The 26829-nt window shown below is 62.4% G+C and carries 27 protein-coding genes; 6 read left to right on the forward strand and 21 right to left on the reverse strand.

The genetic code is table 11. The features are described from left to right. Position 1: 1 nt before the first annotated feature. The 4 genes from HKD27_RS14960 to HKD27_RS14975 all read right to left on the reverse strand — a co-directional run bounded on the left by HKD27_RS14960 (position 2) and on the right by HKD27_RS14975 (position 5021). Positions 2-1414 (reverse strand): sugar porter family MFS transporter, encoded by a 1413-nt coding sequence (locus HKD27_RS14960; protein WP_194690045.1) that lies wholly within the window; start codon positions 1412-1414, stop codon positions 2-4. Between the two features lie 130 nt (positions 1415-1544). Further along, the gene (der, locus tag HKD27_RS14965) at positions 1545-2924 is read right to left on the reverse strand and encodes a ribosome biogenesis GTPase Der (protein ID WP_034953656.1); all 1380 of its coding nucleotides are present in this window, start codon (positions 2922-2924) and stop codon (positions 1545-1547) included. 4 nt (positions 2925-2928) lie between these two features. Continuing rightward, complete coding sequence (locus tag HKD27_RS14970) at positions 2929-4341, reverse strand: PQQ-binding-like beta-propeller repeat protein (protein WP_062496858.1); 1413 nt, start codon at positions 4339-4341, stop codon at positions 2929-2931. Next, complete coding sequence (locus HKD27_RS14975; RefSeq protein ID WP_370544284.1) at positions 4341-5021, reverse strand: tetratricopeptide repeat protein; 681 nt, start codon at positions 5019-5021, stop codon at positions 4341-4343. Before HKD27_RS14975 ends, HKD27_RS14970 begins: the two co-directional genes overlap by 1 nt. Before the next feature lie 187 nt (positions 5022-5208). Between HKD27_RS14975 and HKD27_RS14980 the strand changes: the two genes are divergently transcribed. After that, positions 5209-5511 (forward strand): hypothetical protein, encoded by a 303-nt coding sequence (locus HKD27_RS14980; RefSeq protein WP_194690047.1) that lies wholly within the window; start codon positions 5209-5211, stop codon positions 5509-5511. A 25-nt stretch (positions 5512-5536) separates the two neighbouring features. Here the strand turns inward: HKD27_RS14980 and HKD27_RS14985 are convergent, their stop codons facing one another. Genes HKD27_RS14985 through HKD27_RS15040 form a run of 12 tightly spaced genes read right to left on the reverse strand, consistent with a single transcriptional unit; the run spans position 5537 to position 15879 of the window. Then, positions 5537-5932: a hypothetical protein gene (locus tag HKD27_RS14985; protein ID WP_228518575.1), complete on the reverse strand. Its 396-nt coding sequence runs from the start codon at positions 5930-5932 to the stop codon at positions 5537-5539. Positions 5933-5977: 45 nt separating this feature from the next. Further along, on the reverse strand, positions 5978-7297 hold the full coding sequence (locus HKD27_RS14990) for a dihydroorotase (protein ID WP_194690048.1): 1320 nt from the start codon (positions 7295-7297) through the stop codon (positions 5978-5980). Positions 7298-7325: 28 nt separating this feature from the next. Continuing rightward, complete coding sequence (gene asnB / locus HKD27_RS14995) at positions 7326-9086, reverse strand: asparagine synthase (glutamine-hydrolyzing) (RefSeq protein WP_194690068.1); 1761 nt, start codon at positions 9084-9086, stop codon at positions 7326-7328. Continuing rightward, positions 9086-10135 (reverse strand): glycosyltransferase, encoded by a 1050-nt coding sequence (locus HKD27_RS15000; RefSeq protein WP_194690049.1) that lies wholly within the window; start codon positions 10133-10135, stop codon positions 9086-9088. Before HKD27_RS15000 ends, asnB begins: the two co-directional genes overlap by 1 nt. Before the next feature lie 36 nt (positions 10136-10171). Then, the gene (locus tag HKD27_RS15005; protein ID WP_194690069.1) at positions 10172-11092 is read right to left on the reverse strand and encodes a glycosyltransferase family 9 protein; all 921 of its coding nucleotides are present in this window, start codon (positions 11090-11092) and stop codon (positions 10172-10174) included. Next, positions 11092-11778: a DNA polymerase III subunit epsilon gene (gene dnaQ, locus HKD27_RS15010; RefSeq protein WP_194690050.1), complete on the reverse strand. Its 687-nt coding sequence runs from the start codon at positions 11776-11778 to the stop codon at positions 11092-11094. Before dnaQ ends, HKD27_RS15005 begins: the two co-directional genes overlap by 1 nt. Further along, positions 11775-12380, reverse strand: a complete 606-nt coding sequence (gene coaE, locus HKD27_RS15015) for a dephospho-CoA kinase (protein WP_194690051.1) — start codon at positions 12378-12380, stop codon at positions 11775-11777. The genes dnaQ and coaE overlap by 4 nt, the downstream gene beginning before the upstream one ends. Beyond that, positions 12377-13216 carry a shikimate dehydrogenase gene (locus tag HKD27_RS15020; protein ID WP_194690052.1) on the reverse strand — a complete coding sequence of 280 codons (840 nt, stop codon included), beginning with the start codon at positions 13214-13216 and terminating at the stop codon, positions 12377-12379. Before HKD27_RS15020 ends, coaE begins: the two co-directional genes overlap by 4 nt. Beyond that, positions 13213-13989, reverse strand: coding sequence for an N-formylglutamate amidohydrolase (locus HKD27_RS15025; RefSeq protein ID WP_041112177.1), 777 nt, complete (start codon positions 13987-13989; stop codon positions 13213-13215). Before HKD27_RS15025 ends, HKD27_RS15020 begins: the two co-directional genes overlap by 4 nt. Before the next feature lie 18 nt (positions 13990-14007). Beyond that, entirely contained in the window at positions 14008-14655 is a 648-nt protein-coding gene (locus HKD27_RS15030; protein ID WP_194690053.1) for a TlpA disulfide reductase family protein, read from the reverse strand. A gap of 46 nt (positions 14656-14701) precedes the next feature. After that, positions 14702-15283: a TlpA disulfide reductase family protein gene (locus HKD27_RS15035; protein WP_194690054.1), complete on the reverse strand. Its 582-nt coding sequence runs from the start codon at positions 15281-15283 to the stop codon at positions 14702-14704. Next, positions 15280-15879, reverse strand: a complete 600-nt coding sequence (locus HKD27_RS15040) for a TlpA disulfide reductase family protein (RefSeq protein WP_194690055.1) — start codon at positions 15877-15879, stop codon at positions 15280-15282. The genes HKD27_RS15035 and HKD27_RS15040 overlap by 4 nt, the downstream gene beginning before the upstream one ends. Positions 15880-15894: 15 nt before the next feature. On the opposite strand from HKD27_RS15040, the gene argH reads away from it, so the two are divergent. Both argH and HKD27_RS16535 read left to right on the forward strand, forming a co-directional pair. Beyond that, positions 15895-17340: an argininosuccinate lyase gene (argH, locus tag HKD27_RS15045; RefSeq protein WP_194690056.1), complete on the forward strand. Its 1446-nt coding sequence runs from the start codon at positions 15895-15897 to the stop codon at positions 17338-17340. After that, positions 17337-17468, forward strand: coding sequence for a lipoprotein (locus HKD27_RS16535; protein ID WP_228119200.1), 132 nt, complete (start codon positions 17337-17339; stop codon positions 17466-17468). The genes argH and HKD27_RS16535 overlap by 4 nt, the downstream gene beginning before the upstream one ends. On the opposite strand, the gene gluQRS is transcribed toward HKD27_RS16535, so the two are convergent. Beyond that, on the reverse strand, positions 17453-18316 hold the full coding sequence (gluQRS, locus tag HKD27_RS15050; RefSeq protein WP_194690057.1) for a tRNA glutamyl-Q(34) synthetase GluQRS: 864 nt from the start codon (positions 18314-18316) through the stop codon (positions 17453-17455). The two genes, HKD27_RS16535 and gluQRS, sit on opposite strands and share 16 nt — an antisense overlap. 144 nt (positions 18317-18460) lie before the next feature. On the opposite strand from gluQRS, the gene HKD27_RS15055 reads away from it, so the two are divergent. Together HKD27_RS15055 and HKD27_RS15060 are read left to right on the forward strand one after the other, a co-directional pair. Beyond that, complete coding sequence (locus HKD27_RS15055) at positions 18461-19033, forward strand: HNH endonuclease (protein WP_194690058.1); 573 nt, start codon at positions 18461-18463, stop codon at positions 19031-19033. A 42-nt stretch (positions 19034-19075) separates the two neighbouring features. Beyond that, entirely contained in the window at positions 19076-19522 is a 447-nt protein-coding gene (locus tag HKD27_RS15060; protein ID WP_041112172.1) for a CHRD domain-containing protein, read from the forward strand. 71 nt (positions 19523-19593) lie between these two features. Here HKD27_RS15060 and HKD27_RS15065 read toward each other — a convergent pair whose 3' ends face one another. Next, positions 19594-20007 (reverse strand): hypothetical protein, encoded by a 414-nt coding sequence (locus tag HKD27_RS15065; protein ID WP_194690059.1) that lies wholly within the window; start codon positions 20005-20007, stop codon positions 19594-19596. 908 nt (positions 20008-20915) lie between these two features. On the opposite strand from HKD27_RS15065, the gene HKD27_RS15070 reads away from it, so the two are divergent. After that, a complete protein-coding gene (locus HKD27_RS15070) occupies positions 20916-23210 on the forward strand; it encodes an AAA family ATPase (protein WP_194690060.1) in 2295 nt (764 codons plus the stop codon). Positions 23211-23414: 204 nt separating this feature from the next. On the opposite strand, the gene HKD27_RS15075 is transcribed toward HKD27_RS15070, so the two are convergent. From HKD27_RS15075 to HKD27_RS15085, 3 genes are read right to left on the reverse strand one after another with little or no spacing between them, the layout of a single operon-like run. Then, positions 23415-24479 (reverse strand): BsuBI/PstI family type II restriction endonuclease, encoded by a 1065-nt coding sequence (locus HKD27_RS15075; protein WP_194690061.1) that lies wholly within the window; start codon positions 24477-24479, stop codon positions 23415-23417. Continuing rightward, on the reverse strand, positions 24476-26272 hold the full coding sequence (locus tag HKD27_RS15080) for an Eco57I restriction-modification methylase domain-containing protein (RefSeq protein WP_197436623.1): 1797 nt from the start codon (positions 26270-26272) through the stop codon (positions 24476-24478). Before HKD27_RS15080 ends, HKD27_RS15075 begins: the two co-directional genes overlap by 4 nt. Beyond that, positions 26269-26598 carry a HigA family addiction module antitoxin gene (locus tag HKD27_RS15085; protein WP_194690062.1) on the reverse strand — a complete coding sequence of 110 codons (330 nt, stop codon included), beginning with the start codon at positions 26596-26598 and terminating at the stop codon, positions 26269-26271. The genes HKD27_RS15080 and HKD27_RS15085 overlap by 4 nt, the downstream gene beginning before the upstream one ends. Between the last annotated feature and the right edge of the window lie 231 nt (positions 26599-26829).

Raw genomic sequence — 26829 nt, forward strand, 5'->3', positions numbered from 1 at the left:
CTCAGCGTCCCAGATCACGCAGGCGGGTGCCTGCAAAAAGATTGGCCTCAAGCCTTTCGAGCGAGACGCCTTTCGTTTCCGGAACGAACCATAGGGTCACAAGAATGAAAAGACCATTGAAGACGGCAAACATCAGAAACGTCGAAGACGCCCCCATCATCGCCATGCCCAGCGGGAACATGTTGGAAATAGCCCAGTTCGCGGCCCAGTTCGTCACCGTGGAGCAGCCAATTCCAAAATCCCGCCCCCGCGTCGGCTGAACTTCCGAGCACAGCGTCCAGACCAGCGGCCCCTCGCCAATGGCAAAACCCGCGACGAACAGGAGAACGAATCCGCACAACAGAAGCTGTAGCCCAAAGCTCTGCGCACCGATGGCCAGCAATATCCCTACTCCTGCCAGCGAGAATGCCGCGATTCCGCAGCTGAGGATCAGCAATGGACGCCGCCCCCACCGATCGACACAGGCAATCGCCACCCCGGTCAGCGCCATGTTCGTCAGTCCCACGAGCGTCGTGGCCCAGATGGACGCATTCGTCCCGAAATGCGCCGCCTGAAAGACGCGCGGGGCGTAATACAGAAGCGCGTTGATGCCCGAGAGCTGCTGCATGATCTGAAGCAGCATGCCGAGGAAGACGGTCCGGCGGAAATTCGGATTGCTTTTGAAAAGCCCCATACCCGCATCGCTGCTCTTCTGCAGGCGCGACTGGATGTCGACCAGTTCCGCTTCGGCCACTTCCTCATCCGAGCGCAGGCTCTGCAAAACGCGACGCGCACGCTCCTTTTCCCCGCGCATCATCAGCCAGCGCGGGCTGTGCGGCAGGATCAGGACGATTCCAAGAAAGAAACTGGCCGGCAACGCCATGACGCCGAGCATCCAGCGCCAGTGTCCGCCCGGCGCCAGGAGGCTGTCCGAGACAAACGCGAGGAAAATCCCCAAGGACACCATGAGCTGATAGAACGAAATCATGGCGCCACGGACGGACTCAACCGTGATTTCGGAAATGTAGAGCGGGGCGGCAAAGGCAGCCACACCAACCGCAAGCCCGAGGAAAAGCCGCCCGATGATCATGACAGCAGGACCGGGCGCCAGGGCGCAGAGCAGTGTTCCAATCAGGAACAGGATCGCCGCCCCGAGCATGGCGCCCGTACGACCAAACCGGACCGAAATGCGCCCCGCAAACAGCGATCCGACCGTTGCCCCGGCCATCATCGACGAGACAATCCAGCCCTGAAGGGCATCGCCTGCATGAAAATCAGTTGCAATGAATGGAAGCGCACCGGCGACCACGCCGGTATCAAGGCCGAACATCAGTCCGGCCAGAGCCGCCAGAATACCAAGGGTTGTCGCCCGTGCCGTGCTGCGGGGCTGTTGCGTGGACAGCCCCTCACTGGAAGACGAAGCAATCCCAACCATACCCGTAGTCACCTCCCCCGAAACACACCCTTCTTCAAGGGGACAGGACCGAACGTTCCGAAACCGGAAACAGCCGGTCCTGTATTAATGATCGATCAGGGGTGTGGTCTATATCCAAACGAACAGAAAATCACTTTTCCGCGTAAGGATTTTTCGTTCCGCGCAGCTGCAGACGCACCGGAACACCCGGCATGTGGAACGTTTCACGCAGTCCGTTAACGAGATAGCGCTTGTAGGAATCCGGAAGCTGCTCCGCCCGCGTGCCGAACAGCAGGAATGTCGGCGGACGTGCCTTCACCTGCGTCATGTAACGCAGCTTGAGACGACGACCATCCACAAGCGGCGGCTGATGACGCTCGAGCGCATCCTCGAACCAGCGGTTCAGTTCACCCGTGGAGACGCGCGAGTTCCAGATCTCGTAAACTTCCCGCACGGCCGGAAGCAGGCGATGCACGCCTGCCCCCGTCAGTGCGGAGAACGTCACGACCGGAATGCCACGCACCTGGGCCAGCGAGATTTCCAGACGGTCCAGGATCGCCTTCTTGGTCGCGTTCCGGTCCTCAACGGCGTCCCACTTGTTCAGTGCAATGACGCAGGCCCGTCCCTCACGCTCGATCAGGCGGCCGATCTGGAGATCCTGCTCATGCACGCCAAGCGTCGCATCGATCACCAGCACGACCACTTCCGCCATTTTCAGGGCTTCGATGGAAGCCGAGACGGACATCTTTTCAAGATGCTGCTCAACGCGGGCGCGCTTGCGCATCCCCGCCGTATCGACCAGCTGGATGGGGCCATGCTCGTCATGCAGTTCGACCGTAATGGAATCACGTGTCAGACCTGCTTCCGGCCCCGTGATCATCCGCTCTTCGCCCAGCAGACAGTTCAGCAGCGTGGACTTGCCCGCATTCGGACGACCGATGATCGCCAGACGCAGCGGACCGGCCGGACGCTCGTCTTCCTCGCCTTCGGCCTTGGGAGCCTCACGACGACGGGATTTTTCCGCTGGCGGCAGACGCTCGGCAATCTCACCCATGAGATCGGCAATGCCCTCGCCATGCTCGGCGGACAGTGCCAGCGGCGTTCCCAGCCCGAGCGAATAGGCCTCAAGAGCCGCATTCGTCCCGGCCTGCCCTTCCGCCTTGTTGGCGATCAGCAGAACCGGACGGTTCTGACGGCGCAGCCAGCTCGCAAAATGCGCATCCGCCGGCGTGATGCCCGAACGTGCATCAATGCAGAACAGCACCAGATCCGCCATTGCAACAGCAGACTCGGACGAAGCCCGCATCCGCCCGTACAGCGTATCCGGTGCGGCTTCCTCCAGCCCGGCCGTATCAATCAGCCGGACACGACGGCCGCGCAGAAGGGCCTCGCCCTCCTTGCGATCGCGCGTAACGCCCGGCATGTCGGAGACGATCGCCTGACGGCGGCCGACAAGCCGATTGAACAGAGTGGATTTCCCGACATTCGGGCGCCCGGCAATAACAACAACGGGCAGGTTCTCAGAGGTCATTCGTTCAGCCATAGGCCCGCAGAACGGCGTCCTGGGACACGGTCAGCACATGACCGTCACAGACGATCGGCTGAACCTGACACGGGGCGACGGTCTTGCGGGTCAGTTCAAGTTTCCCGGTCACGGCATTCAGGACAGCCATGCCTTCTTTCGGAAAGGTGGAGAAGCAGATCAGCTTGCCGTTCACGAGAAGCGGGCCCACCCAGGCAATCGCATCCTTTTCCACGTCAACGCGGATGAAGCGACGCAGCTGCGTGATCCAGCGCACATGCCCGGACAGACGATCCAGGCAGGCGATCTGCTGATCCGTGGACAGGACATACATCCAGTCGCCACAGATCGCCATAGGACTCTGCCCGCTGACCTCACGTTCCCACAAGCGACGGCCCGAGCGCATGTCGATCGCCACCAGCACGCGGGACATGGACACGGCATAGGCCGTCCCGTCCATGATGACCGGCGCGCCGCGGATGCAGGAGAAGTCGAGCATGGCGCCCATGCCGTTGGAACCGCCGAGACTGTCACTCCAGACCATCTCGCCCGACGCCGCACGCAGGGCCACAAGATCGCCACTGCCAAAGCCCGCGAGAATGACGCCATCCACGAAAGCCGGGGCGGACTGCCCGAAAATCACCGTGTCGGATGCGGTCGCCTGATACGTCCAGACCTGATGACCCGTATTGGCGTTCAGCGCGATCAGGCGCTCGTCGATCGTTCCGAAGACCATGAGGCCTTCCGCGATCGTCGGCGCGGAGCGGCCCGGCGTTCCGGTGCTGACGCGCCATTTCACCTTGCCCGTCAGGGCTTCAACGGCCAGGGCCTGAGCCACACCATCCACGATGTAGAGCGTGTCCCCATCGAGGGCGAGGCCGCCGCCAATATTGGTCGAGCGGCTTCTGGCCGTGGCAGGCTGACGCGTCCAGACATGACGGCGTTCCGGCCAGGTCCAGGCCTTCACCACGCCCTGCGCATCCGTCGTGTAGATATGACCGTTACCGATGACCGGCGGTGACTGGATCGCCCCACGGTTGGTCGGCATGATCGCGATCGTCGCCAGAAAGCTGGATGGATCTGTCGGCGCGCCGACCGAATGGCTCCAGGCCAGATCCGGACCATTCCATGCCGCATTCACGGCGACATGGGATGGACGCCCCCCTTCCTGCAGCCATTCCCGCACCGGCTGGACCGGGCCGAGGCTGATCGGCGTATGATCGTCATGATCAACCGTCAGCCCGGCGCCCGTGGACAGGACGTCCACGCGATGTCCGGCCAGAGGCGGCTTCCTGTCGTCTTCGAACAGGCTGCAACCGCCCAGAACGGCCAGGGCACTGCCCGAGCAGGCCGTCCGCAGAAGACCACGGCGCCCCATGGAGCGGTTCACGGAAAGGGAAGAGCGGGAAAGAACAGGACGGCGCATCAACCGGCGTCTCCAAATGTCTCGAGCAGGGCCTGCGCACGCGCACGCACCCCTTCGGTCGCGTTTTCACTGCCAACGATCTGCGTCAGGATACGCCGGGCTTCCTTCTGCTGGTCCGCCGTCGCACCGGGACGCAGGTCAAGCGCGGCAAGACCTTCCTGAGCCAGAGGAGCCCAGGCACCACCGCCCTGCGCCAAGGCTTCATAGCCCGGGCGGAGCGTCTTCGGATCGGCCGTCGCAGTCCGGGCGTTCAGGCTCATGTAGCGCGCCATGTCCCGCAGGGCCGGATCGGCAGCGTTATCATCCGCCACACCCTGCCACGTCTTCAGCGCAGCGTCCGTCTGATGGGCCTGGCTCTGCAGATCCGCCAGACGCAGCGCGGCATAGGAGCGCACGCCCACCGGACCATGCTCCGCCAGATCCTGGAAGGTCGCGGTGGCCTTCTGGGTGGCCGCGGCGTCATGCTTGGGATCGGACAGTGCCGTCATGGCGGTAAAATACCGTGCCGATGCCGCCTGTTGTGCTGCATGGCGCGCGTGACTGTTCCAGCCCCACACGCCACCACCGATGGCTCCAATCACGGCCACGGCGCCCACCACGGCGCCAATGCGCCGTGCCATGGCCCGCAACCGCTGCGCCTGCATTTCTTCGTTCACCTGCGTGATGAAATCGTCTGCCACCTGGTCCCCTGCTGGATCGGTCTTCAAACTGTTTGCGCGACCATACAGGCGCCGCACCGTCGCGGCAAACGCTTCACACATCCGAAGGCTGGCTGAAGCAGTCCGTGACTGTGAAAAACGGTATCACGGCAGAAAATCCGGCCGACATTCAGACTTCCTTAACCGCACCGGAAGCATCCTGACGGCCATGAAAAAGCCCGTCCCGCTCCTGCTGCTTCCCCTGGTGTTCTGCGCGCTTGAAGGCTGCGCGCCGGATCGCATCGCTTCCGCCGTCACGGGGAAGGACTGCAACACGGCCTATCTGTACGATGACGAAAGTTTCTGCGCCCGGCCGACTGGGCCGCCTCCGCCGCAACCCTACTGCACCACGAGCTTCGAAGGCACGACCTGCTGGGCGCGCCCCGATCTCATGTCCAATGTCGCCCGCCAGACCTATGGCGGCCCCACATCCCTGACCCCGGCTCAGAATCAGGAACGCATGGGGCAGTAAGAATCGCAGCGGCCTTTGTAGAGCCTCAGTGATGGCCCAGTTTGCGGCTGGCAGCGGCCAGATTGGCGGACAGCGTCTGGAACGACGCCGCAATATGGGACTGAACAGCCGCGCTGCCCGCATGGACATGGGAAATTCGCGCACTTGCTTCCTGACTGATGGCCGTCTCTTCCCGGTTGGCCTGGGTCGCGACACACGCATTGTAAACGCGGGCTGCCTTTTCATAAGCCGTCACGCGATCCACGCTCTCGTTATACTGCGCGACCGTCGCGGCCTTCACCGCAGGCGCCTGCGGCTCGGCGCCACATTTTGAAGCGGTCCATGCCGCCTCGGCCGCACTGGCCGACCCGGCACCAGCGATCCCTGCAAACACCAGACCGAACAGCGCCGCCTTACGGATGGCGACAACGCAACGTCTCATACAGCTCCCTTTCCTGTTCGAAGCGTTGCGCGCCCTACGCCCAGATCAAGGCGCAAATTTGGCAGGCTCACCAGTCGGGCCGCCGGAGACCTCATTGTCCTGCATCACGACCGTTCCACGCACGATCGTCGCCATCGGCCAGCCCGTCACACGCGTTCCGTCAAACGGCGTCCAGCCTGCCGGCGTGACGATCCAGTCATTCGTGATCTCGCGCTCGGCCTTCATGTCCACGAGTGTGAAATCGGCATCGAATCCGACAGCCATACGCCCCTTCGTCTGCAACCCGTAAACCCGTGCCGGCCCTGCCGCCATCAGATCCACCAGACGCGCCAGCGACAGACGTCCCGCATTCACATGATCGAGCATGACCGGCACGATCGTCTGCGTCCCCGTCAGACCCGCCGGGCATTTCGGCCAGGGCAGCTTTTTGGCCTCAAGCGGATGCGGCGCATGATCGGACGAAACCACATCCACCCGGCCATCCCGCACGGCCCGCCAGCTCGCTTCCCAATGCGACCGGTCGCGCAGAGGCGGGTTCATGACGGCCAGACCACCGAGCTTCTCGTAACATTCCGGTGCCACCTGCGTGAGATGGTTCACCAGAACCTCGACCGTGGAAATATCGCGGTAATCCGCCAGATAATCCAGTTCCTCAGCCGTCGAGACATGCAGGATATGCGCGGGACGGTTGGTCTTGCGCGCCAGCGCCATGATGCGGCGCGTGCCGAGGAAGGCACATTCCACATCCCGCCAGACGCTGTGTGTCTCGTAAGGCTGACCTTCATGGAACATCGGCTTGCGGGCCTGAAGACGGTATTCGTCCTCGGAATGATAGGCCACACGACGATGCCCCGAGCGCATGACCGCTTCCAGCCCGGCATCGTCCTCGATCATCAGATTGCCCGTCGAAGACCCGGCAAAAACCTTCACCGCACAGACACCCGGCTGCTGCTCCAGAATCGCCAGATCCGGCGTGTTCTCCCGCGTCGCGCCGACATAGATGCCGACATCCACATGCGCCGTCTTGCGGATATGATCGCGCTTCCAGTCGATCATCGTCACATCTGTCACACTCGGCGACGTGTTGGGCATGTCGAACACCGTCGCGATACCGCCCAGAGCTGCAGCCCGCGTTCCGGTCTCAAGTGTTTCGACCTCGGGCTTGCCCGGATCGCGCAGATGAACATGCGCATCAATCAGGCCGGGCAGGACATGCAGGCCGCGCGCATCAATCACCCGGTCCGCTTCATCCGCCGATCCGACAGACAGCGACGCCACTTTCCCGTTGCGTACGCCGATATCCGCTTCCGCCTCGCCCCAGGGAAAAACGCAGATTCCGCCGCGGATGATCAGATCGTAATGCATGTTCCGTCCTTGCAAATCAGTAAGACACTCATGAAGCGCGCGAGAGAGTTTCGAACGTATCCCCGTCCACGGGAACCCCTTCGATATGATGACGGTGCCACAGCGCGAAAAACAGCAGCGTCCAGGCCTGCCGCGCCACACCGCGCTGGCTGGCCCGTGCAAAAAGACGCTCCACGTCGGCTGCGGGCATCATGGTCCGGATGCAGGGCTGACGTGCCACCAGCGGTCCCAGACGATGCGCCTGCTTCTCGATCCACGGCCCGACCGGCACGGTAAAGCCCTGCTTCGGAGCAAATGGACGCGCCTGCGGCAGCGCATCCTGAAGCCAGCGCCGCAGAAGCCATTTCCCGTAACCGTCCCGCACCTTGAAATGCTCTGGCAGCGGCCAGATCGCCTTGGCCACCACCGGATCGAGCAGCGGCGTACGCCCCTCGACCGAATGCGCCATGAGGCACCGATCCAGCTTGAGCAACAGATCGTTGGGCAGCCATTCCGCAATATCCAGCGCCTGAGCGCCTTCCAGCCCCGAAACCCCGAGAGCCAGTTCCGTCATGGCGATCCCGCGACGCCACTGCCGCCCATGCTCTGCAAAACGCTTGCCGAACGTCCCGGACCGGTACGGCGCACGACCGCCCTTCCACCAGGGCTTCATCACGCGCCGATAGCGGCCATAGCCTGCAAAAAGCTCGTCCCCGCCCTCCCCGCTGAGAATAACGGTCACGTCTTTTCGCGCCTCGCGCGCCAGAAACCATGTCGGGATGACAGCATAATCGGCGGCAGGATCATCCATGCATGCCACGATGGATGGCAGCTCACGCCAGACCATGTCTTCCGTCACGGTCAGCACGTGATGCTCGGCCCCGACAGACGCCGCCAATGCTGCGGCATCAGCGGACTCATCCGCTTTTCCCGCATCGAAACGCGCCGTCCAGGTCCGCGGATGCGGCAGCCCCAGACGATGCGCCGCCGCCAGAATAACCGAACTGTCGATCCCGCCGGACAGAAACAGCCCGAGCGGCACATCTGCCCGCAGATGCGCCGACACACTGTCGAGCAGTGCCGTATCCAGCCGTGCCAGCGCCTGCTCATCGCTCAGGCGGCCCGGAACCGTATCCCGCGCTTCATGCAGAACATGCCGCCGACGCGATTCCACGATTCGCCCATCCACGATCCGGAGCGTCTCACCGGGCAGAAGCCGGCGGATACCGTCGAAAATGATGTCCTGCCCCGTCGTGAACTGAAGCTGCATCAGCTCGTCACGCGCACCTTCCCGGACGCTGCGCTTACCGAAACCGCCCGCCAGCAGCGCCTGCGGCTCGGACGCAAACGCGATGCCGCCCTCATACGCCGCGATATAGAGCGGCTTGATGCCGAACGGATCACGCGACAGCACCATCTCATGCCGCCCATGCTCGTTTTCGACGATCGCAATGGCATACATGCCCCGCAGTTCATGCGTGTAACCTGCCCCATCATGCAGCCACAGATGCAGAGGCGGTTCGCAGTCGCTATGGGTCTGAAAACAGGTTTTGGGGAAGCGCCTGCGAATAGCCGGATCGTTATAGATTTCCCCGTTCGCAATCAGGGCCGCCGCGCCGAGCCTGAACGGCTGCGCGCCCCCCGCGATATCGACGATGGAGAGCCGACGGTGACGCAACGCCGCACCACCCAGATCCAGCCGCCCTTCCCCATCCGGGCCGCGATGGAAAATGGCCTGCGACATGCGCTCCAGCGCGTCCTGATCCGGATGATGCCCCGGCAGGCAGGAAAGACCCGCAATTCCACACATCAGGCCCGCACTCCGTCCAGAAAAGCCGACCATCGCGCCATGACAACATCCTGGGCAAACTCCCGCTCGAACCGCGCCCGCCCGTTCACGGAAAGACTCTGCCCCACAGTCTCATCATCCAGAACGCTGCCGATCTGCGCCGCAAGATCGCGCTCGTTCTCGACCTCGGCCAGCAGACCGTCCTGCGTCCCTTCAAGGATTTCCTGCGGTCCCTGAATATTGCTCGCCACAACCGGCACCCCGGCCGACAGCGCCTCGATCACAACATTACCCAGCGGCTCGATCCGGGAGGGACACACCAGAACATCACACGCCCGCAGCCAGGGCCCGCTCTGCGCGATCCAGCCGGGAAGATGCACCCGATCCGCAACATTTTCCGCCTTTGCCAGTGCCTCAAGCGCTCCACGCTCTGGCCCCTCGCCCGCAATCACCAGATGCACGCCCGGCAGATGCTTCATCGCCCGGATCAGCACATCGAAGGCCTTGTTTTCATGCAGCCGCCCCAGCGCCAGGGCAAACGGTACATCCGGCGGCAGAAAGGCGGGCCGCAGCGGCGTCACGGACGAAAAATCCGTCGCGAAATTGGGGAGATGATGCACACGATCGGCCGCCCAGCCCTCCCCCCGCATCCACTCCGCCAGACCGCGCGTATTGCCGATCAGATGATCGCAGCGGCGATAATTCGACAGATCGTAATAGCCTCCCAGACGCCCGGCAATCTGCCACGGCCCTGATGGCACCAGCCGTGCGGCCCGACTCATCCATGCGACGACCACATCCGGCCTGAACGCTTTGAGACTGCGCCGCAGCCCCGGCGTGGTCCGCAGGTCCAGCAGTCCGCCGAACCGGAAGGACTGTGTGTCAACGCCTGCTTCCTCAAGCCGTGCGACCCGGCCTTCATCCTGCCGGATCAGCGCCTGAACGGGACGTCCGTCCCGCGTCTGGGCCATTGTCAGACGTTCGAAGAACAGCTCCGCGCCCCCCCTGGGAGCCCCTGCCATCACATGGGCCACACGACCCCGGTATCCATTGGACGATGCAGACTTCATCTTTCTTCTATCGGCCATGACCGACAGGGCATCAAGTCAGTCCGAACGCCTGTCCGGAACACACACGTCTTTTTCACGCAGGATTTCTTCCGCAGCCCTCAGCACAGCCGCAACATCCAGCCCTTCGATGGGAGCATGGCCCTCCGGCCCCGGCGCCTCCACGAACCGTGCAAGCCGCCCGGCCGGCGCATATTCCGAAGCTCGCGACGGCCCGAACAGCCCAAGCGTCGGCGTCCCGGCAGCGGCGGCCAGATGCATCAGCCCGGAATCGTTGCCAACAAACAGCGCACAGCGCTGAAGAAGTGCGGCAACCTCGCCCAGCGATTTGTCTCCGCCAAGATCCAGAGCCTCCGGCAGCGCCTTCAACACCGGTTCCGCCCGCGCACGCTCCCCCTCGCCAGGGCCATAGAACACGACGGGACGCAGATTTTCCGCCCTCAGCGCCTGAGCCAGTTCCACAAAACGCTCAGGTGGCCAGATCTTCCCGTCCCAGTTCGCCGTCGGCCCCAGCGCCAGCCACTGCCCTTCGGGCAAGGCCGCAACAGCCGCCGCCCGCTGCTTTTCCGAAATCCAGACACGCGGCATGGGCGTCCTACGATATCCGAGTGCTTCTCCAAGCTGTTCGACCCGCCGCCCCGGACGACGTCCACCGCGCACAATAATCCGCCGACGTGCCCGCAGCGTCAGTCCAATCAGCGAACCGCGCAGATCCACGACCATGAACCAGCGCGTCCGGAAACAGGCGCGCCACAGATCAATCCAGTGCCGGTCATGCCGGCGCTTTTCCATGGTGATGATGCGCTCGCAACGCGGATCAGCCTCGAAAAGTCCCGCCGCCACGGGGCCACAGACCACCGTGAACATCGCCGCCGGATAACGCTTCTGCAACGCCTCCAGCACGCCCGTTGAAATGACTGCATCGCCCAGACGGTTGGACGTGATGAACAGGATCCGCATCATTCGCGAAGCCAGACCGCATCCTTGATGGTGCTCACGAACGCCTCATGCGCCTGAAGCTCTTCGGCAGTCGGAGGCGCCATTTTCCGCGGCTTGCGGTTGGCAAGCGCATTGATCCCGTCCGTCATGCTGCGACTGCGGGACGGCCCCGCCAGACCCAGTCCGCGCTGACGGCCACCCATCAATTCCACATAGACTTCGGCCAGAAGCTTGCAGTCCAGCAGCGCGTTATGGGTGCCACGCTGCGACAGGTCGATGCCGAAGCGCCGACACAGCGCATCGAGACTGGCGGGCAGACCGGGATATTTCTTCCGCGCCATTTCCACCGTATCGATGGCCCGGCTGGCATAATCGAGCGGCTCGCGACCGCACGCTTTCAGTTCGGCATTGACGAATTTGAAATCGAACCGGGCATTATGCGCGATCATCGGGCTGTCCCCGATGAACTCTAGAAACCCGTCCGCCACCTCGGCGAATTTCGGCTTTCCCTCCAGATCCTCGATCCGGAACCCGTGCACCTTGGTCGCCTCGGCCGGAATGTCGCGCTCAGGATGGATCAGGACGTGATAGGCCTCACCCGTCGGCAGATCGTCGATCAGTTCGAGCGCCGCGATCTCAATGATGCGGTCGCCCATATCCGGGTCAAAGCCCGTGGTTTCCGTATCGAACAGGATGGATCGTTTCATGACGCCTCACGAAGCCGGTGCAACAGGGCATGGACCTGCCTGACGGCCTGTCCACGCGACAGGCCGGTTCGTATCACGATGTCGGCCCGGCGTCTGCGCTCATGGTCGCTCATCTGGCGCGCCAGCAACCCTTGGGCATCCGCCACGCTCATGCGCCCCCCACTGCGACCGCGCTGCCGGATGCGGGCCAGACGCGTCCCCATCGGAGCTTCGGCCACCACCACCACATCGCAGCGGCGGTCCTCGCCAATTTCCATCAGTAGCGGAATGTCCAGCACACAGAACGGTTCATGCCGCGCCCGGCACTGCTTCAGAAACCGCTCGCGCTCGGCCCGAACCAGCGGATGCATGATGGCTTCCAGACGCTTCAGCGCATCGGGCTGCCCCCGCACGGCCTCGCGAAGCGCCGCACGATCCAGACGGCCCTCAACCACGGTTCCGGGAAAGGCCTGCCCGATCAGAGGCAGGGCTTTCCCCCGTTCATCCTGAAGCGCCCGGACACACGCATCCGCATCAAAAACCGGCACGCCCTCCCTGCGGAAAAGCGCGGCGACCCTACTTTTCCCGGCCGCCATCCCCCCGGTCAGACCAATAATCTTCACGCGTCAGTGCGCAGGCTCGCTGCCAGCAGATCGAACGTCGTCCGGTCCGCCTGAGGATCAACGCCGAACCATGCCCGAAACCCGGCCCGTGCCTGATGAACCAGCATTCCCAAACCATCCACCGTCCGCAGCCCGCGCGCCTGAGCAGCCAGCAGAAGCGGCGTCTCGCGCGGCGTATAGACGATATCCGTCACACACAGCCCCGGCGCGGCCTCCCGAAGGGCCGCATCCCAGTCCAGGCCAGCCTTACCGCCCATGCCCATCGATGTGGCATTCGCCAGAAGCGAACAGCCCGACAGCAGCGACGGCCATTCATACCAGGCCACAGCCTCACCGCCGCCGAGTGCCTCAACCAGTGCTTCCGCCCGTTCCAGGGTCCGGTTGGCAATCACGACCTCGCAGCCCCGGTCCAGAAGCGCCGCCGCCACGGCGCGCGCCGCACCACCCGCCCCGAGAACCATGGCCCGACCGGCAATCGCCACGTCATGTGCACTCAGATTATCGCAGAACCCCGTACCATCCGTACAGTCACCGATGATCCGTCCAGCCACGAAGCAGATCGTGTTCACCGCGCCCGCACGCTTGGCCGTCGGCGTGAGTTCATCACAGGCCAGCATCGCCGCTTCCTTGTGCGGGATGGTCACATTTACGCCCTGAAACCCGGCCGCTGCCAGTCCACGCAGGGCCTTATCAAAGCCGTCCGGATGGGTCGGCAGCGGCACATAAGCCCCGTTCACGCCATTCACCCGGCACCAGTGATTATGCATCAGCGGGGAACGGGAATGCTCCACCGGCCATCCCATGACGCCTGCAAGTTTCGTGTGACCGTCAATCATGCGCCCGGCCCCTCTACCAACGTCTCCCAGACCTTCGGCAGCAGCGCTGCCAGACGCCGGGCCCAGTCCCGCTGTCCGGTCTTTTCGGCAATCAGGTCCTGCCGGATCTCGATTTCAAGATAAGGCAGCCCCGCCGCTTCCGCATGCCGTGGCACCGTGTAGTCGGACGTATCCGTCAGAACGTAAGGTTCATTGTCGCCCACACACAGCGTCGTGTCCTCGCGCAGCAGGTCCAGCGCAATCGAGGCCATGCGGCTGTCCTGATTGTGCAGGATGCCGATCTGCCAGGGCCGATCCTTGCCGTTCATCTGCGGCGTAAAACTGTGCAGCGCGATCAGCGCCGTCGGGCGTGGTCCGCGCTCAACCAGAACCTCGGCAATCGTATCGTGATACGGATGCAGGATTTCCCGCTCCCGCTTTGCCCGGCACGTTTCCTGCGCGGCCTGATTGGCCGGAACCGGCGTCCCGTCACTCACAAGCGGCATGGACGTCGGATGGCCCGGCGCACGATTGCAGTCGATCACGAGACGGGAATAAACCTGCTCGATCAGCGCGGACCCCAGCAGCTCGTGCAGGACACGCCCTACGCCCACGATGCCGATATCCCAGGCGATGTGCCGCTGCCAGTCCTCGGTCTGCACCCCCATATCCCCCAGCGCATCCGGAACCGCCCGCCCCGCATGGTCGCTGACGAACACGAACGGCGACGGCGTCTTTTCAGGAAAAAGAAGGAAAGGCGCCGGATCACTGGCGCCGAGAAGGGGAGCAGACATCAGGACTTCACACTCTTACTATCCAGCCAATGCCCGCACAGTATGCCTCACGGCGTCCGCAGACCAGTCCATGTTCCCGATGGATTCTGCTACGACCTCGCCTTTGCCGTTCAGGATCAGCGAACGCGGCACACCATGCAGGGACATGACATCCGGCGTCAGTTCTTTCAGGTCAGCGGGACGTACCTGCCGGATGGACTGCACCAGAGCCGCCTGGTCCGCCGTCTCCATCATCACACCCGACACCGGATCAACAAGCACCGGCAACGTGTCGATCCCGTGGCTGTCATAGAACGCCCGAACCTTCGGAATGGTGCTGCCACGCACCGCAACGGCCACGATCTGTGGCCCATCCGCATCCAGAGCCTTGGCCGTCGCATTCACCGAAGGCAGTTCGCGGATGCAGGGCGGGCACCAGGTTGCCCAGAAATGCAGAATGAACGGATTGCCGTACCAATGCGACAGCGACACGTCCTGCCCCTGCTCGTTCTGCACGCTCAGCGGCGGCAGAACTTTCGGCGTTGCGAGCTTTCCAAAGGAATTCGGCTCGAAAGGCAGTCCCTTGCCAGCCTCTTCCTTTGCAGCCGTTGCCGCAATGGCCCGTCCCGAAACCAGAAGGGCACCGGCCCCTCCCAAAAGATGACGACGTGTCAGGAGAAAAGTCATGCTGGAAATCCGTTCTTACATTACAGCAGGTCTGTCGCATGGGAGCTCAGGCGCTCGTCGCGGCAAGAACCCGGCGCAGCGCGGCAGGCGCGCCGGGAGCCGCCCAGTCCAGCGATCCCGCCGCCGTTGCGCGAATGCACCCTGCATTATCAATCAGGAATGTTACGGGGATGGCAAGCGCCCTGTTCCCGCACCACGCCTTCAGATCCTCCCCGGCCACCGTCCAGACGGGCAGCCCGGCCACATCATTGCGCTCCAGAAATGCATGGATCTCTTCCGGCGATCCGCTTGAAACCGCTACCGGAACGACCGGACAGTCCGGCCCCCATGTCTTCATGAAAGCCACCAGCCCCGGCAGTTCATGACGGCACGGCAAGCACCACGTGGCCCAGACATGCAGCAGGAAAGGCGCGCCCCGACGCGATGTCAGGGCATATCGCACGCCCCCGGGACCCGACAGCCCGAAGCCAACAGGCCCCGAAACAGCTTTCCCCGGCATCAGACGGTCAATCGGCATACCCCGCCGTACCCCCGTCCCAGCCAGCTTCGAGGCCCCGTAACCGACCGCAACCGCGAGCCCCACCGTCCCGAAAACAACACTCCGCCGACTGAGCAGACCGGAATTCACGCCGGCTTGGATGCCTGAAGACCCGACAGGATCTTTTCCAGAGACGCCCGGCTCTCCGGTGCAGCCCAAGCCATTTCCCCTTCGACACTGGCCCGCATCCGCCCCTGCGCATCAATCACGCAGGTCATGGGCAGACTTGGCTCACCGGATGTGAACCATTGGGAAAACTCATGCTGCCCGAGCGTCCAGGGCGCGATATGCGGCAGATTGCCCTGCGCCAGAAACACCATGACTTTCGGCATCGGGCTGGCGACGGCCACCGGGATCACGGGCACGGTCGAGCCTGTTTTCTCGATGAACGTATTGAGCGCCGGCAGTTCCAGTCTGCAGGGCGGGCACCATGTCGCCCACAGATGCAGCACAAAAGGCCGCCCCCTCATCGTGGACAGGGAAAGCGCCGTCCCCCCGGGCCCCACAAGCTGGAAGTTCACGGGCTCCAGCCTGGGCGCGCCGGGCTTGAGCGACGGCAGCATCGGCTGCACACCATCCGCTGCCCGGGCAGAATTCCCCAGCCCGCAATTGCAGAGGGAAGCCGCCGCGGCTAGGCTGGCGGCTCTTCCAAGAAGGGTTCGCCGGTCGATCTGCTTCCGAATCATCTGTTTACGGTTCCCATGAAAAACGCTCCTGTCGACACACAATCAGATGCCGCTACATCCTTTGAAGGCACAGCCGCCAATCCGCAATGGGGTGGCCGCTTTGCCTCGGGTCCGGCCGCCATCATGGGCGAGATCAACGCCTCCATCGGATTTGACAAGATCCTGTGGCGACAGGACATCCGCGGCTCCCTCGCCCATGCCGCCATGCTCCAGAAAGTCGGCCTGCTGACCGAGACCGAACTGGCCGAAATCCGTCAGGGCCTGGGTGACATCGCACAAGAAATCGGCGAAGGCCGCTTCGAGTTCTCGCCGGCCCTCGAAGACATCCACATGAACATCGAGGCCCGCCTGTCCGAGCGGATCGGCGAGGCCGGCAAACGTCTGCACACGGCGCGCTCGCGCAACGATCAGGTCGCCACCGATTTCCGCCTCTGGGTCCGCGACGCCATCGACGGCCTGCAGGAGCAGACCGCCTCCCTGATGCGCTCCCTCGCCACCCGTGCGCTGGAACATGCCGCAACGCCGATGCCGGGCTTCACCCATCTTCAGGTCGCCCAGCCGGTCACGTTCGGCCACCATCTTCTGGCCTATGTCGAGATGCTGTCGCGCGATCGTGGCCGCCTGCGCGATGCCCAGGCGCGTCTGAACGAATGTCCGCTCGGCTCGGCCGCCCTTGCCGGAACGTCCTTCCCGATCGACCGTCGCATGACGGCCGCAGCGCTGGATTTCGACCGCCCGACCGCCAATTCGCTCGATGCCGTCTCGGACCGTGACTTCGCGCTCGAGTTCCTCTCCGCCCTATCGCTTCAGGCCATGCATCTGTCGCGTCTGGCCGAGGAAATCGTGATGTGGGCCTCCGCCCCCTTCGGCTTCATCACACTGTCGGACGCGTTCACGACCGGCTCCTCCATCATGCCGCAAAAGCGCAACCCGGACGCCGCTGAACTCGTCCGCGCCAAGATCGGCCGCATCATGGGCGATTTCGTGGGCCTGCTGACGGTCATGAAGGGCCTGCCCCTCGCCTATGCCAAGGACACGCAAGAAGACAAGGAACCCGTCTTTGACGCCACCGAGGCCATGACGCTCTCGCTGGCCGCCATGGACGGCATGATCCGCGACCTGAAAGCCAACACGACCCGGATGCGCGAAGTCGCGGGAATGGGCTTCTCTACCGCCACCGACCTCGCCGACTGGCTGGTCCGCGAACTGCGCGTTCCCTTCCGCACTGCCCATCACGTCACCGGTCGTCTGGTCGGCATGGCGGAACAGAAAGGCTGCGATCTGGCCGATCTGTCACTCGAAGACATGCAGTCCGTCGAACCGCAGATCAACAAGGGCGTCTTTGATGTCCTGACCGTCGAGGCGTCTCTGGCATCCCGCACCAGCGAAGGCGGCACCGCCCCGGCCAATGTGAAGCATCAGGCCGAAGCCTGGCTCGCCAAACTTGGAGAAACCGCATGAAAAAACTGCTGCTCGTCAGCATGGCAGTCATGGCCCTCGGCCTGACCGCCTGCGGCAAGAAAGGCGCCCCGCACGCTCCGGGACCGTCGCAGGACGTCACCTATCCCGGCACTTACCCGCCGGAATAAGCCCCTGTCGGCAGGCTCGCCTCCAGAGCCTGCCGCACCAGCGGGTGCTCCAGCACCTGTCTGGCCGTCCAGCCCACCTGCCGCAGAACCCGCACACCTTCCGCACCATCCCGTTTGGACAGTTTGTGCCCATCCGCATCCAGAATGAGCGTGTGATGCGCATAAGCCGGTTCCGGCCAGCCTATCAGGTCCTGCAACACACGCTGGACTGACGTCGCTTCATACAGATCCCGCCCCCGCGTGACAGTCGTCACGCCCTCAAGCGCATCGTCATGCGTGACGCACAGATGATACGACACACCCGTATCCCGCCGCGCCAGAACGATATCACCAAACGCATCGGCCTTTCCTGCAACACGCCCGTGCCCGACCTCATGCCAGCCCGGCATTTCCTGCAACACATCCAGCGCCCGTCCCATATCCAACCGCCAGACCGGCTCACGCCCCTGTCCTTTCCGCGCTGCGCCGTGCCGACAGGTCCCCGGATAAACGAAGCTCCCATCCGGCGCGACCTGCGTCGCAGCTTCGGCAATCTCCCGTCGCGTGCAGAAACACGGGTACAACAATCCCCGCTGCCGCAGGGTGTCCAGCACGACATGATACTCTGCCAGATGCTCCGACTGCTGCCGGACCAGCCCGTCTGATGTCAGTCCAAGCCAGTCCAGATCTTCACGCAACGCCTGTGTCAGTTCCGGCGTACAGCGCGTCGTATCAATATCCTCGATACGAATCAGAAACTTTCCAGCCTCTCCGGACATGATCCGCGAATACAGCCCCGAAACCACATGCCCCAGATGCAAAAATCCCGTGGGACTCGGCGCAAATCGTGTCGTGGCAGGAGGCGTCATGAATGTGTCACCAGCGTTAGCTTGCGGTCCGGGCAGTTTACTGGAATAGTTTTCTCAAAGAAGCCGACGACACGTGTTTTCCCGCTGTTTGTCCCGTTTTCATTCGGCGCCGTAATCCCCGCATGTGTCGTCCTTGCAGAAAGGATGCGTGTGGTGTCCGTCAGCAGTCAGCATTTTCCGGCTCTTGTCCTGAACGCGGATTTCCGTCCGCTGTCCTATTTCCCGCTCTCGCTCTGGTCCTGGCAGGAAGCCGTCAAGGCCGTCTTCCTAGACCGCGTCTCGGTCCTCTCCGAATATGAAGACGCCGTCGTCCACTCCCCCAGCCAGAGCATGCGCCTGCCCAGCGTCATCGCGCTGAAAGACTATATTCCAACAGCCCGCAAGCCGGCCTTCACCCGTTTCAACGTTTTCCTACGGGACAATTTCTCGTGTCAGTACTGCCATGACCGATTGCCCACGCACGAACTGACCTTCGATCACGTCATCCCCCGCGCCCGCGGAGGCCGCACAACCTGGGAAAACGTTGTCACCGCCTGCAGCCCCTGCAACCTGCTCAAGGGCTCAAAACTGCCAAGCGAACTGGGCATGCATCCGCACCGCAAACCCGTTCAACCCAGCAGCCGCCTCCTTCAGGAAAACGGCCGGACCTTTCCCCCACATTATCTTCACGAAAGCTGGCGCGATTATCTGTACTGGAATACCGAACTCGAAACCTGAGCACACGTTCAGTCAGTCCAACTTCTGCAAGGATGGACTTCCATGCGTACTGGACTTCTGCTGACGACACTGGCCCTTGGCCTGTCAGTGACCGCCCTGCCCGCTTCCGCGGAAACGCTGCATCTCTTCGGCCCGTTCAAGGGCGAACATGGTGCAACCGCCCCGATCAAGGGCTCAGCATCCGCAATGCTGGATACCACCAAGAATACCCTGACCTACCGTTTCGAAGATAACGGCTTGTCCGGTCCCGTGACGGCAGCCCATCTGCATGGCCCGGCTCCGGACGGTCAGGATGCCGGCGTCCTCGCCCCGATCAACGGCCCCTACACCACCCGCATGACCGGGACGCTCCAGCTCACACCCGATCAGGTCAAGGAAGTCCAGGCCGGACAGACCTACATCAACCTGCACACCGAAAAATACCCGGACGGTGAAGCCCGCGCCCAGCTTACGACCGACCTGACGGGTCACAAGCATCACATGGAATAAGCGCCTCTCCCCCATGAAAAAGGCCTGCCCCGCAAGGGACAGGCCTTTTTTTGTAGCGCCACAGATTGGTTTTACTGAGCTGCTGAATCGGCTTTGCTGTCCGGAGCCTTGGCGGGACTGCCCGGATCAAGCTCATGAGCCGTCTTTTTCGTCCAGGCGCCTGTAGCATGCACCGCTTCTTTGGTGCCGTTCTTGGTCGCCTTCCAGCCCTTTTCGCCTTCCTTGCCAGTCCAGTGCGCAGCGTCGGAGACACCGCTCTTCGTGGCATTCCAACCTTTGACGCTCTCCGTTTTCGTCCAGTCGGCGGCATTGGACGTCCCATGACGAACCGCAGCCCAGGACTGACGCACACTCCGACAGAGGTCCGTCTCACAGGGCTTCTCGGCGGTTCCGGCCGCCATGGCCGTCGGCGCCAGACCTGTTGGCATCAGAGCCAGACCAACAAGAAACAGCGACGATGAAAAAGCAGGAAACCGGATCGACATCGGGAGACTCCCTAAGTTTCAAAGAATGTCACACTGTCATTCCTCGAAGAACCGGACAAGCCCGACAGCAAAGGTCCGGACTTGAACAGGTAAGGCGCTATCCCCAAAACCAGAAATAGCGCTCCGGAAAAGAACACGACCAAGCTGAAAATGCATTCACCAGCCTCGGCACCAACCAACCTTGACCATATCCGGGAATGCTTTCCGAACTGCATCACCGAAGCCGCGGTGAAAACAGTACTGTGATACTTTCGGTCCTCTTCATGTTGTATTTCACGATTGAAGTTTCAAAGACGAAACTACAAGAATTAATTAAGATCTCTCTAGCGCTACAATAAGCATGGATCTCGCCATCCTGTTTCCCGACGACAATCCCCTATCCCCTCGACCAAGGGTTAAAGAAGGCCAGACCGGCTCAGCGCAGAATGTATCGCCAGCCCTGCAAGCAATAAAAAAACCCCGCATCTCTGCGGGGTTTTCAACAGGCTACAGCCTACACAAATTAACTCATACCAGACGCGGGATCATTCCCACTCGATTGTTTATGGTCACATAAACTTCATATTTATCAATCAATTACAAAATCCAAAGCTGACAATGCCATGATTGATACCATACTTCGAACGAAAGACTGGAGGCGCTCCTTTTTACAGTTCAACAACGATTCGCCACGAGTACAGGCGGACGCCGGAAATATGGCCGGCCTTGGGACAAAGCTGACGTTTGATCACATCTGGTGAACGGCGATTATCAGCATAAGCTGCCGATCGGAAGCCAAGATCGAGTCATTCTGGCTATCCACAACATTATAATGCGGCAAAGAAGGGATTTTCTGGTACTACCGTGCCTAAGCACCATACGGGCAGCCGCGACACAAAACACGATCATCAACGGTCCGGGGGGATCCATTGCTCGAACGCTTCCAGTTGCTGCGCAATATTGGTCAGTATGACTCAGTAAACGCCGGCGCACAGATACCGCTTTCAACGTTGACGCTCATCTATGGCGAGAACGGGCGCGGTAAGACCACCCTTTCTTCCGTGTTGCGCTCGCTCGGCACAGGCGAAGCGAGCCTTGTTCTAGAGCGCCACCGCCTCGGGGCGGCGAATCCGCCGCACGTCGTGTTGGGCTTCGCCGGCGGCGTCACCGCGCAGTTTCAGCATGGAGCCTGGTCCACTCCGATGCCACGCATCGCGATCTTCGACGATGCCTTTGTTGCGGCAAATGTTTGCTCGGGCGTCGAGATCGGCACCGGGCATCGCCAGAACCTTCACGAGTTGATCCTTGGCGCGCAGGGCGTGGCGCTCAATGCGGCGCTCCAGGTCCATGTCGCGCGTATCGAGGAGCACAACCGCGCCCTGACGTTGAAAGGCAACGCCATCCCCGCAGCCGCACGCGGCGGCCTGAACGTAGATAATTTCTGTGCCCTTCCCGCCGATCCCGACATCGAGGCCTCGATCGCCACGGCCGAGCGCAACCTCGCGGCTGCGCGATCCGCCGATGCGATCCGCCAGCAGGCGCCTTTCCTGCCGTTCACACTGCCCGCCTTCGACGTTGACGCCATGGGGGCGCTTCTAGCCCGCACCCTTCCAGACCTTGAGGCGGATGCGGCGGCGCAGGTGCGGGCTCACCTACGCCGCCTCGGCAAGGGTGGCGAGGGATGGGTCGGTGACGGTATGACCCGCATCGCAGGCGCTTCGGAAGGGCGGGACCACGAGGTCTGCCCCTTCTGCGCGCAGAATTTGGACGCATCGCCGCTCATCGCGCACTACCAAGCCTATTTCGGTCAGGCCTATGACGGCTTGAAATCCTCAATCACCGAGGCCGGCCAAGGCATCCATATAACCCACGGGGGCGACGTGCCGGCCGCCTTCGAGCGTGCCGTGCGCATCGCCGTACAAGGCCGGACCTTCTGGAACGCCTTTACCGATGTTCCCGAGGTTGAGCTAGATACGGCGGCGGTCCTGCGGACCTGGTCGGCTGCGCGCGATGCTGTCCTGACCGTGCTGCGCGCCAAGGCAGCCTCGCCGCTCGAAGCGATGACGCTATCCGTCGAAACGCTTGCTCTCATCCGCGACTATGACGAGCGCCGCGCTGACGTTGCCGCGCTGTCCGGAGCGCTGCAGGCTCGCAACACCCAGATCGCGGTCGTGAAGGAGCAGGCGGCGAATGCCGACGTTGCCGCGCGCGCGGCCGATCTTGCGCGGTTGCAGTCCGTGCGCGTCCGCCACAGCAATCCGGTTAGCGGCCTCTGTGCCGATTATCTTGCCGAAAAGGCGGACAAGACGGCTACGGAAGACCTGCGTACCCAGGCGCGGACCGCGCTTAACAACTATCGCGAGAATATTTTCCCAGCCTATGAGACCGCGATCAATACCTACCTGCAACGCTTCAATGCGGGTTTCCGGCTCGCATCGGTTAGCCCGCAAAATACGCGCGGTGGCTCATCCTGCACCTATAACGTCGTCATAAATAATGTTCAGGTGGCGCTGACCGCCAACGCCGGCCCTGCTTTTCGCAACACCTTGAGCGCTGGCGACCGTAACACGCTTGCGCTCGCCTTCTTCTTTGCATCGCTCGACCAAGACCCGCAGCTGGCGCATAAAATCCTCGTCATCGACGATCCCATGACCAGCCTTGACGAGCACCGCTCGCTGACGACGGTGCAGGAGATGCGCCGTATGCAGGCCCGCGTCAGCCAAGTCATCGTGCTTTCGCATTCCAAGCCTTTCCTCTGCCAGCTTTGGGAAGGCGCTGATATTGCCGCGCGGCAGGCACTCCTGATTCGGCGCGACGGGGTCGGCTCGACGCTGGCGGTCTGGGACGTAAACCATGACTGCATCACCGAACACGACCGACGGCACGCCCTCGTGCAGGGGCATCTTCAAGCGGCGAACCCGGCGGCGGAGCGCCGTGTCGCCGCTGCGCTGCGCCACATCCTCGAAGCCTTTATGCGCGTGGCCTACCCCGCAGCATTTCCACCGGGTATGCTGCTCGGGCCATTCCTCGGCATTTGCCAGCAGCGTGCCGGCCAGCAGAACCAAATATTGAGCCAGCCCGATATTGACGAATTGCGCGCGCTGCTCGCCTACGCGAACCGCTTTCACCACGACACCAACGCTGCCTATGAAACGGAAGCCATCAACGACCAGGAGCTGATGCATTTCAGCGAACGTGTGCTCACCTTCGCGCGACGCAGCTAATCCGCCGTTATCCGAGAGCGCCTTTCCTCCCCGGCCTGCTCAATGGCAATCCTGCGCCCACTGAATCAAAGGGTTGAGAGGGCAGTATTGACCGTGTTGGGTTTTCAGCCCTTCACTTCCACGAGTCCCCGGATGGTGCCCCCACTGTCGCGCGCGAGCATGTCGACAATAAGCGCCTGCTTGGTCCCCGCGTGCGGCACACCATCAGCCGCCTTCGATCTGGTGCGGCTTCCCGCTGAAGATGATGAGATTATCCGGCTCTGATGCAAACCAGGCATAGCTGCCCCAGGCAAGGCCGCTGACTGTCTTCCGGAAAGTCTGCGAGGCGCGATCAAGATAGGCCGTCACGAAGGCGACGTGCTGCGGCGCGAACCCGGCACCATCGGAAATCTGCAGGAGCGTAGTTTTTCGGGCGTCGTTGACCGGGCCGTCCGTGTGCACGACCTCGACGAAGATCAGCAAGGGGTGCTGCGGGCCGAGATCGACTAGCACGATGTCAGGAAGGCTCTTGTCGGCCGGGATCGTCAGGCCGATTGCCTTGGCCAGTTCATCATCCCGCGCCACGACCTTGTTGCCGCTTTCGCTTAAAGTGATGACGCCGGGCTTTGCCAGGAACTTCGGCGCGAAGACCTCGATGACCGCCTTTGAAATGTCGGCGCTCGGCCCGGCCCCCATGCGCCGGGTCTCGCCGTTGGGGAACGTCACTAGCTCGTAGGCACCGCCGCCGGCGGCGCCTTTGCGCACGATCGCGATGCGCGCGAGCGCGCCGGCATTAAGGTACTTTTCCCGCCAGGCTGCCGCCTTCGCGATGAACGTGGCCTCATCGAGACCGGGCGCCAGCAGCGCTGCGAAATCGCCTTGCAGGGCATAGCGTCCCGCCGGGGAGGTGGTGGGCAGGCCGGGGCGTTCGATGACGGCACCATTCTGGATCAAGGCATAGCGGATCGTGTCGTCGCGGATGGATTCCCGCGTATTCACGGCATACCAGCGGCCCGGCACATCGGCCTTGCTCGGCTTGATCGAGGCTTTCGCCCAAGCATCGCGCGCCTCGTCACACGCCTGCGCGGCCTGCTCGTCCGTCATGCGTGTGACCTGATCGGGCCTGATCCATCGATCCGCGCCATCGACCGCACCGACATAGAGCATCACGAAGATGGTCTTGGCGGCGATTTCCCAGACCGAACGCTCGCGGTTCGCGGAGCCCTCCGGGAATATCTCAGGAAGGCGGGTGTGAATGTCGTTCCAGGACAGCAGCGTAGGCAATGTCATGCTTTGAGGCCATAGAGGCCGCGCAGGACCTTCTCGATCGCCGCGCGTGTCGCGCCCTTCGCGACCAGGCGCTCGATCGGCGCCATGGCGGAGAGAGACGGAAGCGGGATGGACTCCAACTCGAACGCGGAAACGGCGACGCTTCCACTGATACAACGGAATATCTGGTCGACCACATCGCTGTTGAGCACGGCCGCGACCGCTGCGGGCGTCACCTTCGGCTTGACGATCGCGCGCACCATATTCAGGTGGTTTTCAACGACAACGCCGTCGTGCGCGTCAATAAACGCCTGCGGCAGTTCGGCCGCGATCAGGCGTCGCAGTTGCTCTTTGGCCGTCGTGCGTTGCACGAGCACGCAAGATTGATCAACGACGAGCCAGCCATCCCCAGCTTCTGTCTTGAAGTAAGGCGCATGGTTCTTCTTCTCAGCGCGGAAAATGAAGCGGCCGTCCGCCGTCACCGCTTCCGCCCAGATAAGCGGGTGTAGGCCGCGCGCCGCACGGCCGCGCATCTGCGGTTTGAATCTGTTCCAGACGAGCGGGCCGGTCGACACACCATAGCCCCAATCGGAGAGGCGTGCGGCCATGCCTTCTGCTGCCTTGATCAATCCAACATGGGCGGGTTCGCGCGGCGCAAGCCAGGGCGAACCAGCATCGTCGGGCAGGCTCACCTTGCCATTCTTGGTCAGGCGCGCTTCGCGCTCATTATCGACATGGAGGTAATGGACCTGGAAACGCCCAGGCTCCCCGCCCTTTCGGTAGAGCGCGAGCAGGGTTTCCTGCAGCACATCCTCGAAAACGCCGCGCCGGGCATGCACAAAGTCTATGGCGACCGGCGGTGCTTCGGCCGCGAGAAGCCGGCGCAAGGCGGTGTAATACTGCCCCCCCAGCACGCTCGTAGGGGTCAGATAGGCGACTAGACCGCTTGGCCGCGCCCACCGCAAGGCAATGTCGGTGAAGACGCCGTAGAGGTTGGCATGGCCGTAAAGGCCGCGTGCATAACGACTGCGTTGCGCAGCGGTTAGCGTCACACGGCCATATGGCGGGTTGCCGACCACAAGATCGAACTGCTCCGCCGGCGTTTCCTCAAGTGTGTCGCAGACCTTCAGGAACACAGGCGCATTGCGGCCGCTCGCCGCACTCAAGTCGGACAGTAGAATTTCCAGGGCCGCCTGTGATAACCCCGCCGCATGCGGATCAAGCTCAAAGCCCGAGAGACGGGTGCCGAGCTGGGCGAGGATGAAAGCCGGCTCGCTGCCGTTAAGCGCCCTGCGCATGCGCGCGGCCGCTTCAAGCAGGAAGGCGCCGCCGCCACTTGCCGGATCGAGCACGCGCGCGCTCGACCAGTCCACGCCGCCCTCGCTGGCGAGATCGAGCAGGCGCTGCGTCAATGCCGGCGGTGTATAGAAGGCGCCGAGGGCGCTGCGCTCATTGCCGGGGAGCAATGTCGTGTAGAGGCTCGTCAGGAAATGACAGCCTTCCAGCAGGGGGAGCGCAGCCGCTTCCTGTCCGATCGACTGCGCCAGCTGCAGCGCAGTTGCATCGAGCTTCCCGCGTACAGCGACAAACGGACCGCTCAGGACGAGGCCAGGCGCAACGTCGGCAGCAAAGGCTTCCATGGCCGTACGCGTAAACAACGCGGCCTGGCTGGTACGGCGCGTTTCCGCGATCGTTTCTGACCAAGCACGCGCCATGATGCGGGCGCGCGAAAGCTCGATGCGCTTTGTGTCAAGCGTCACCGCCATATCAATTGGAGCGACCTTTTTCACTTTGACTGACGATTTCAAGGTCACGAAATCCTTACCTTGCTCACGGCAGCCGATTTCGGCGTAAACCGAACAACTTTGATATCAGCTGCCCGTTTTCGTACCTGTGCAATGTCGAAGCTATTTTGCATTTGCATGAGTGTTTCTAAAGACAAGCCAAAAGCTTTCTCGATGCGCAAAGCCATTTCGGGAGAGAGATGTGCTCGACCATTTAGCAGTGCCGACAACGCTGGACGCGTAACCCCAAGCGCCTGTGCGGCTTCAGTCACAGAAAGCCCATGATTTTCGATGATTTTGCTCTTCACAAACCAGCCAGGATGGGTGGGATCTTTCGGGCGAACTTCGGCTCTCATTCACTCCCTCCTCCGAACGGCTGTCTTGAGATTGTGCACCGTAAAGAGTCACTTTACAAGCCCTTTTGTTCTCTTCATGTTCACACCGAGGGTAAGACTGTCGGGCGGGAGGCGGTCTCTCTACGGCGTGTCGTCAGTTAAGACCTGAGAGCTTGAAGTGAGGGTTGTACGTTCTGTTGCTCTGTGCTGACTGTTTTTCCGGCTTTGGAGGAGAACAACAGATGCGGCGCT

Origin of the sequence: Gluconobacter sp. R75690 (genome assembly GCF_015244525.1) — a bacterium.
GTDB classification, from domain to species: domain Bacteria; phylum Pseudomonadota; class Alphaproteobacteria; order Acetobacterales; family Acetobacteraceae; genus Gluconobacter; species Gluconobacter potus.

Bases quoted from the DNA above. Each gene is read 5' to 3' on its own strand.
- der (WP_034953656.1), bottom strand. From the start codon at position 2,924: ATGACCTCTGAGAACCTGCCCGTTGTTGTTATTGCCGGGCGCCCGAAT.
- HKD27_RS15030 (WP_194690053.1), bottom strand. From the start codon at position 14,655: ATGACTTTTCTCCTGACACGTCGTCATCTTTTGGGAGGGGCCGGTGCC.
- HKD27_RS15085 (WP_194690062.1), bottom strand. From the start codon at position 26,598: ATGAGAGCCGAAGTTCGCCCGAAAGATCCCACCCATCCTGGCTGGTTT.
- HKD27_RS15060 (WP_041112172.1), top strand. From the start codon at position 19,076: ATGCGTACTGGACTTCTGCTGACGACACTGGCCCTTGGCCTGTCAGTG.
- HKD27_RS15005 (WP_194690069.1), bottom strand. From the start codon at position 11,092: ATGCGGATCCTGTTCATCACGTCCAACCGTCTGGGCGATGCAGTCATT.
- dnaQ (WP_194690050.1), bottom strand. From the start codon at position 11,778: ATGAAACGATCCATCCTGTTCGATACGGAAACCACGGGCTTTGACCCG.
- HKD27_RS16535 (WP_228119200.1), top strand. From the start codon at position 17,337: ATGAAAAAACTGCTGCTCGTCAGCATGGCAGTCATGGCCCTCGGCCTG.
- asnB (WP_194690068.1), bottom strand. From the start codon at position 9,086: ATGTGTGGAATTGCGGGTCTTTCCTGCCTGCCGGGGCATCATCCGGAT.
- HKD27_RS14990 (WP_194690048.1), bottom strand. From the start codon at position 7,297: ATGCATTACGATCTGATCATCCGCGGCGGAATCTGCGTTTTTCCCTGG.
- HKD27_RS14970 (WP_062496858.1), bottom strand. From the start codon at position 4,341: ATGCGCCGTCCTGTTCTTTCCCGCTCTTCCCTTTCCGTGAACCGCTCC.
- HKD27_RS15020 (WP_194690052.1), bottom strand. From the start codon at position 13,216: ATGATTGACGGTCACACGAAACTTGCAGGCGTCATGGGATGGCCGGTG.
- gluQRS (WP_194690057.1), bottom strand. From the start codon at position 18,316: ATGACGCCTCCTGCCACGACACGATTTGCGCCGAGTCCCACGGGATTT.
- HKD27_RS15000 (WP_194690049.1), bottom strand. From the start codon at position 10,135: ATGAAGTCTGCATCGTCCAATGGATACCGGGGTCGTGTGGCCCATGTG.
- HKD27_RS14980 (WP_194690047.1), top strand. From the start codon at position 5,209: ATGAAAAAGCCCGTCCCGCTCCTGCTGCTTCCCCTGGTGTTCTGCGCG.
- HKD27_RS14985 (WP_228518575.1), bottom strand. From the start codon at position 5,932: ATGAGACGTTGCGTTGTCGCCATCCGTAAGGCGGCGCTGTTCGGTCTG.
- HKD27_RS15040 (WP_194690055.1), bottom strand. From the start codon at position 15,879: ATGATTCGGAAGCAGATCGACCGGCGAACCCTTCTTGGAAGAGCCGCC.
- HKD27_RS14960 (WP_194690045.1), bottom strand. From the start codon at position 1,414: ATGGTTGGGATTGCTTCGTCTTCCAGTGAGGGGCTGTCCACGCAACAG.
- HKD27_RS15075 (WP_194690061.1), bottom strand. From the start codon at position 24,479: ATGACATTGCCTACGCTGCTGTCCTGGAACGACATTCACACCCGCCTT.
- argH (WP_194690056.1), top strand. From the start codon at position 15,895: ATGAAAAACGCTCCTGTCGACACACAATCAGATGCCGCTACATCCTTT.
- HKD27_RS15065 (WP_194690059.1), bottom strand. From the start codon at position 20,007: ATGTCGATCCGGTTTCCTGCTTTTTCATCGTCGCTGTTTCTTGTTGGT.
- HKD27_RS15055 (WP_194690058.1), top strand. From the start codon at position 18,461: ATGCGTGTGGTGTCCGTCAGCAGTCAGCATTTTCCGGCTCTTGTCCTG.
- HKD27_RS15025 (WP_041112177.1), bottom strand. From the start codon at position 13,989: ATGTCTGCTCCCCTTCTCGGCGCCAGTGATCCGGCGCCTTTCCTTCTT.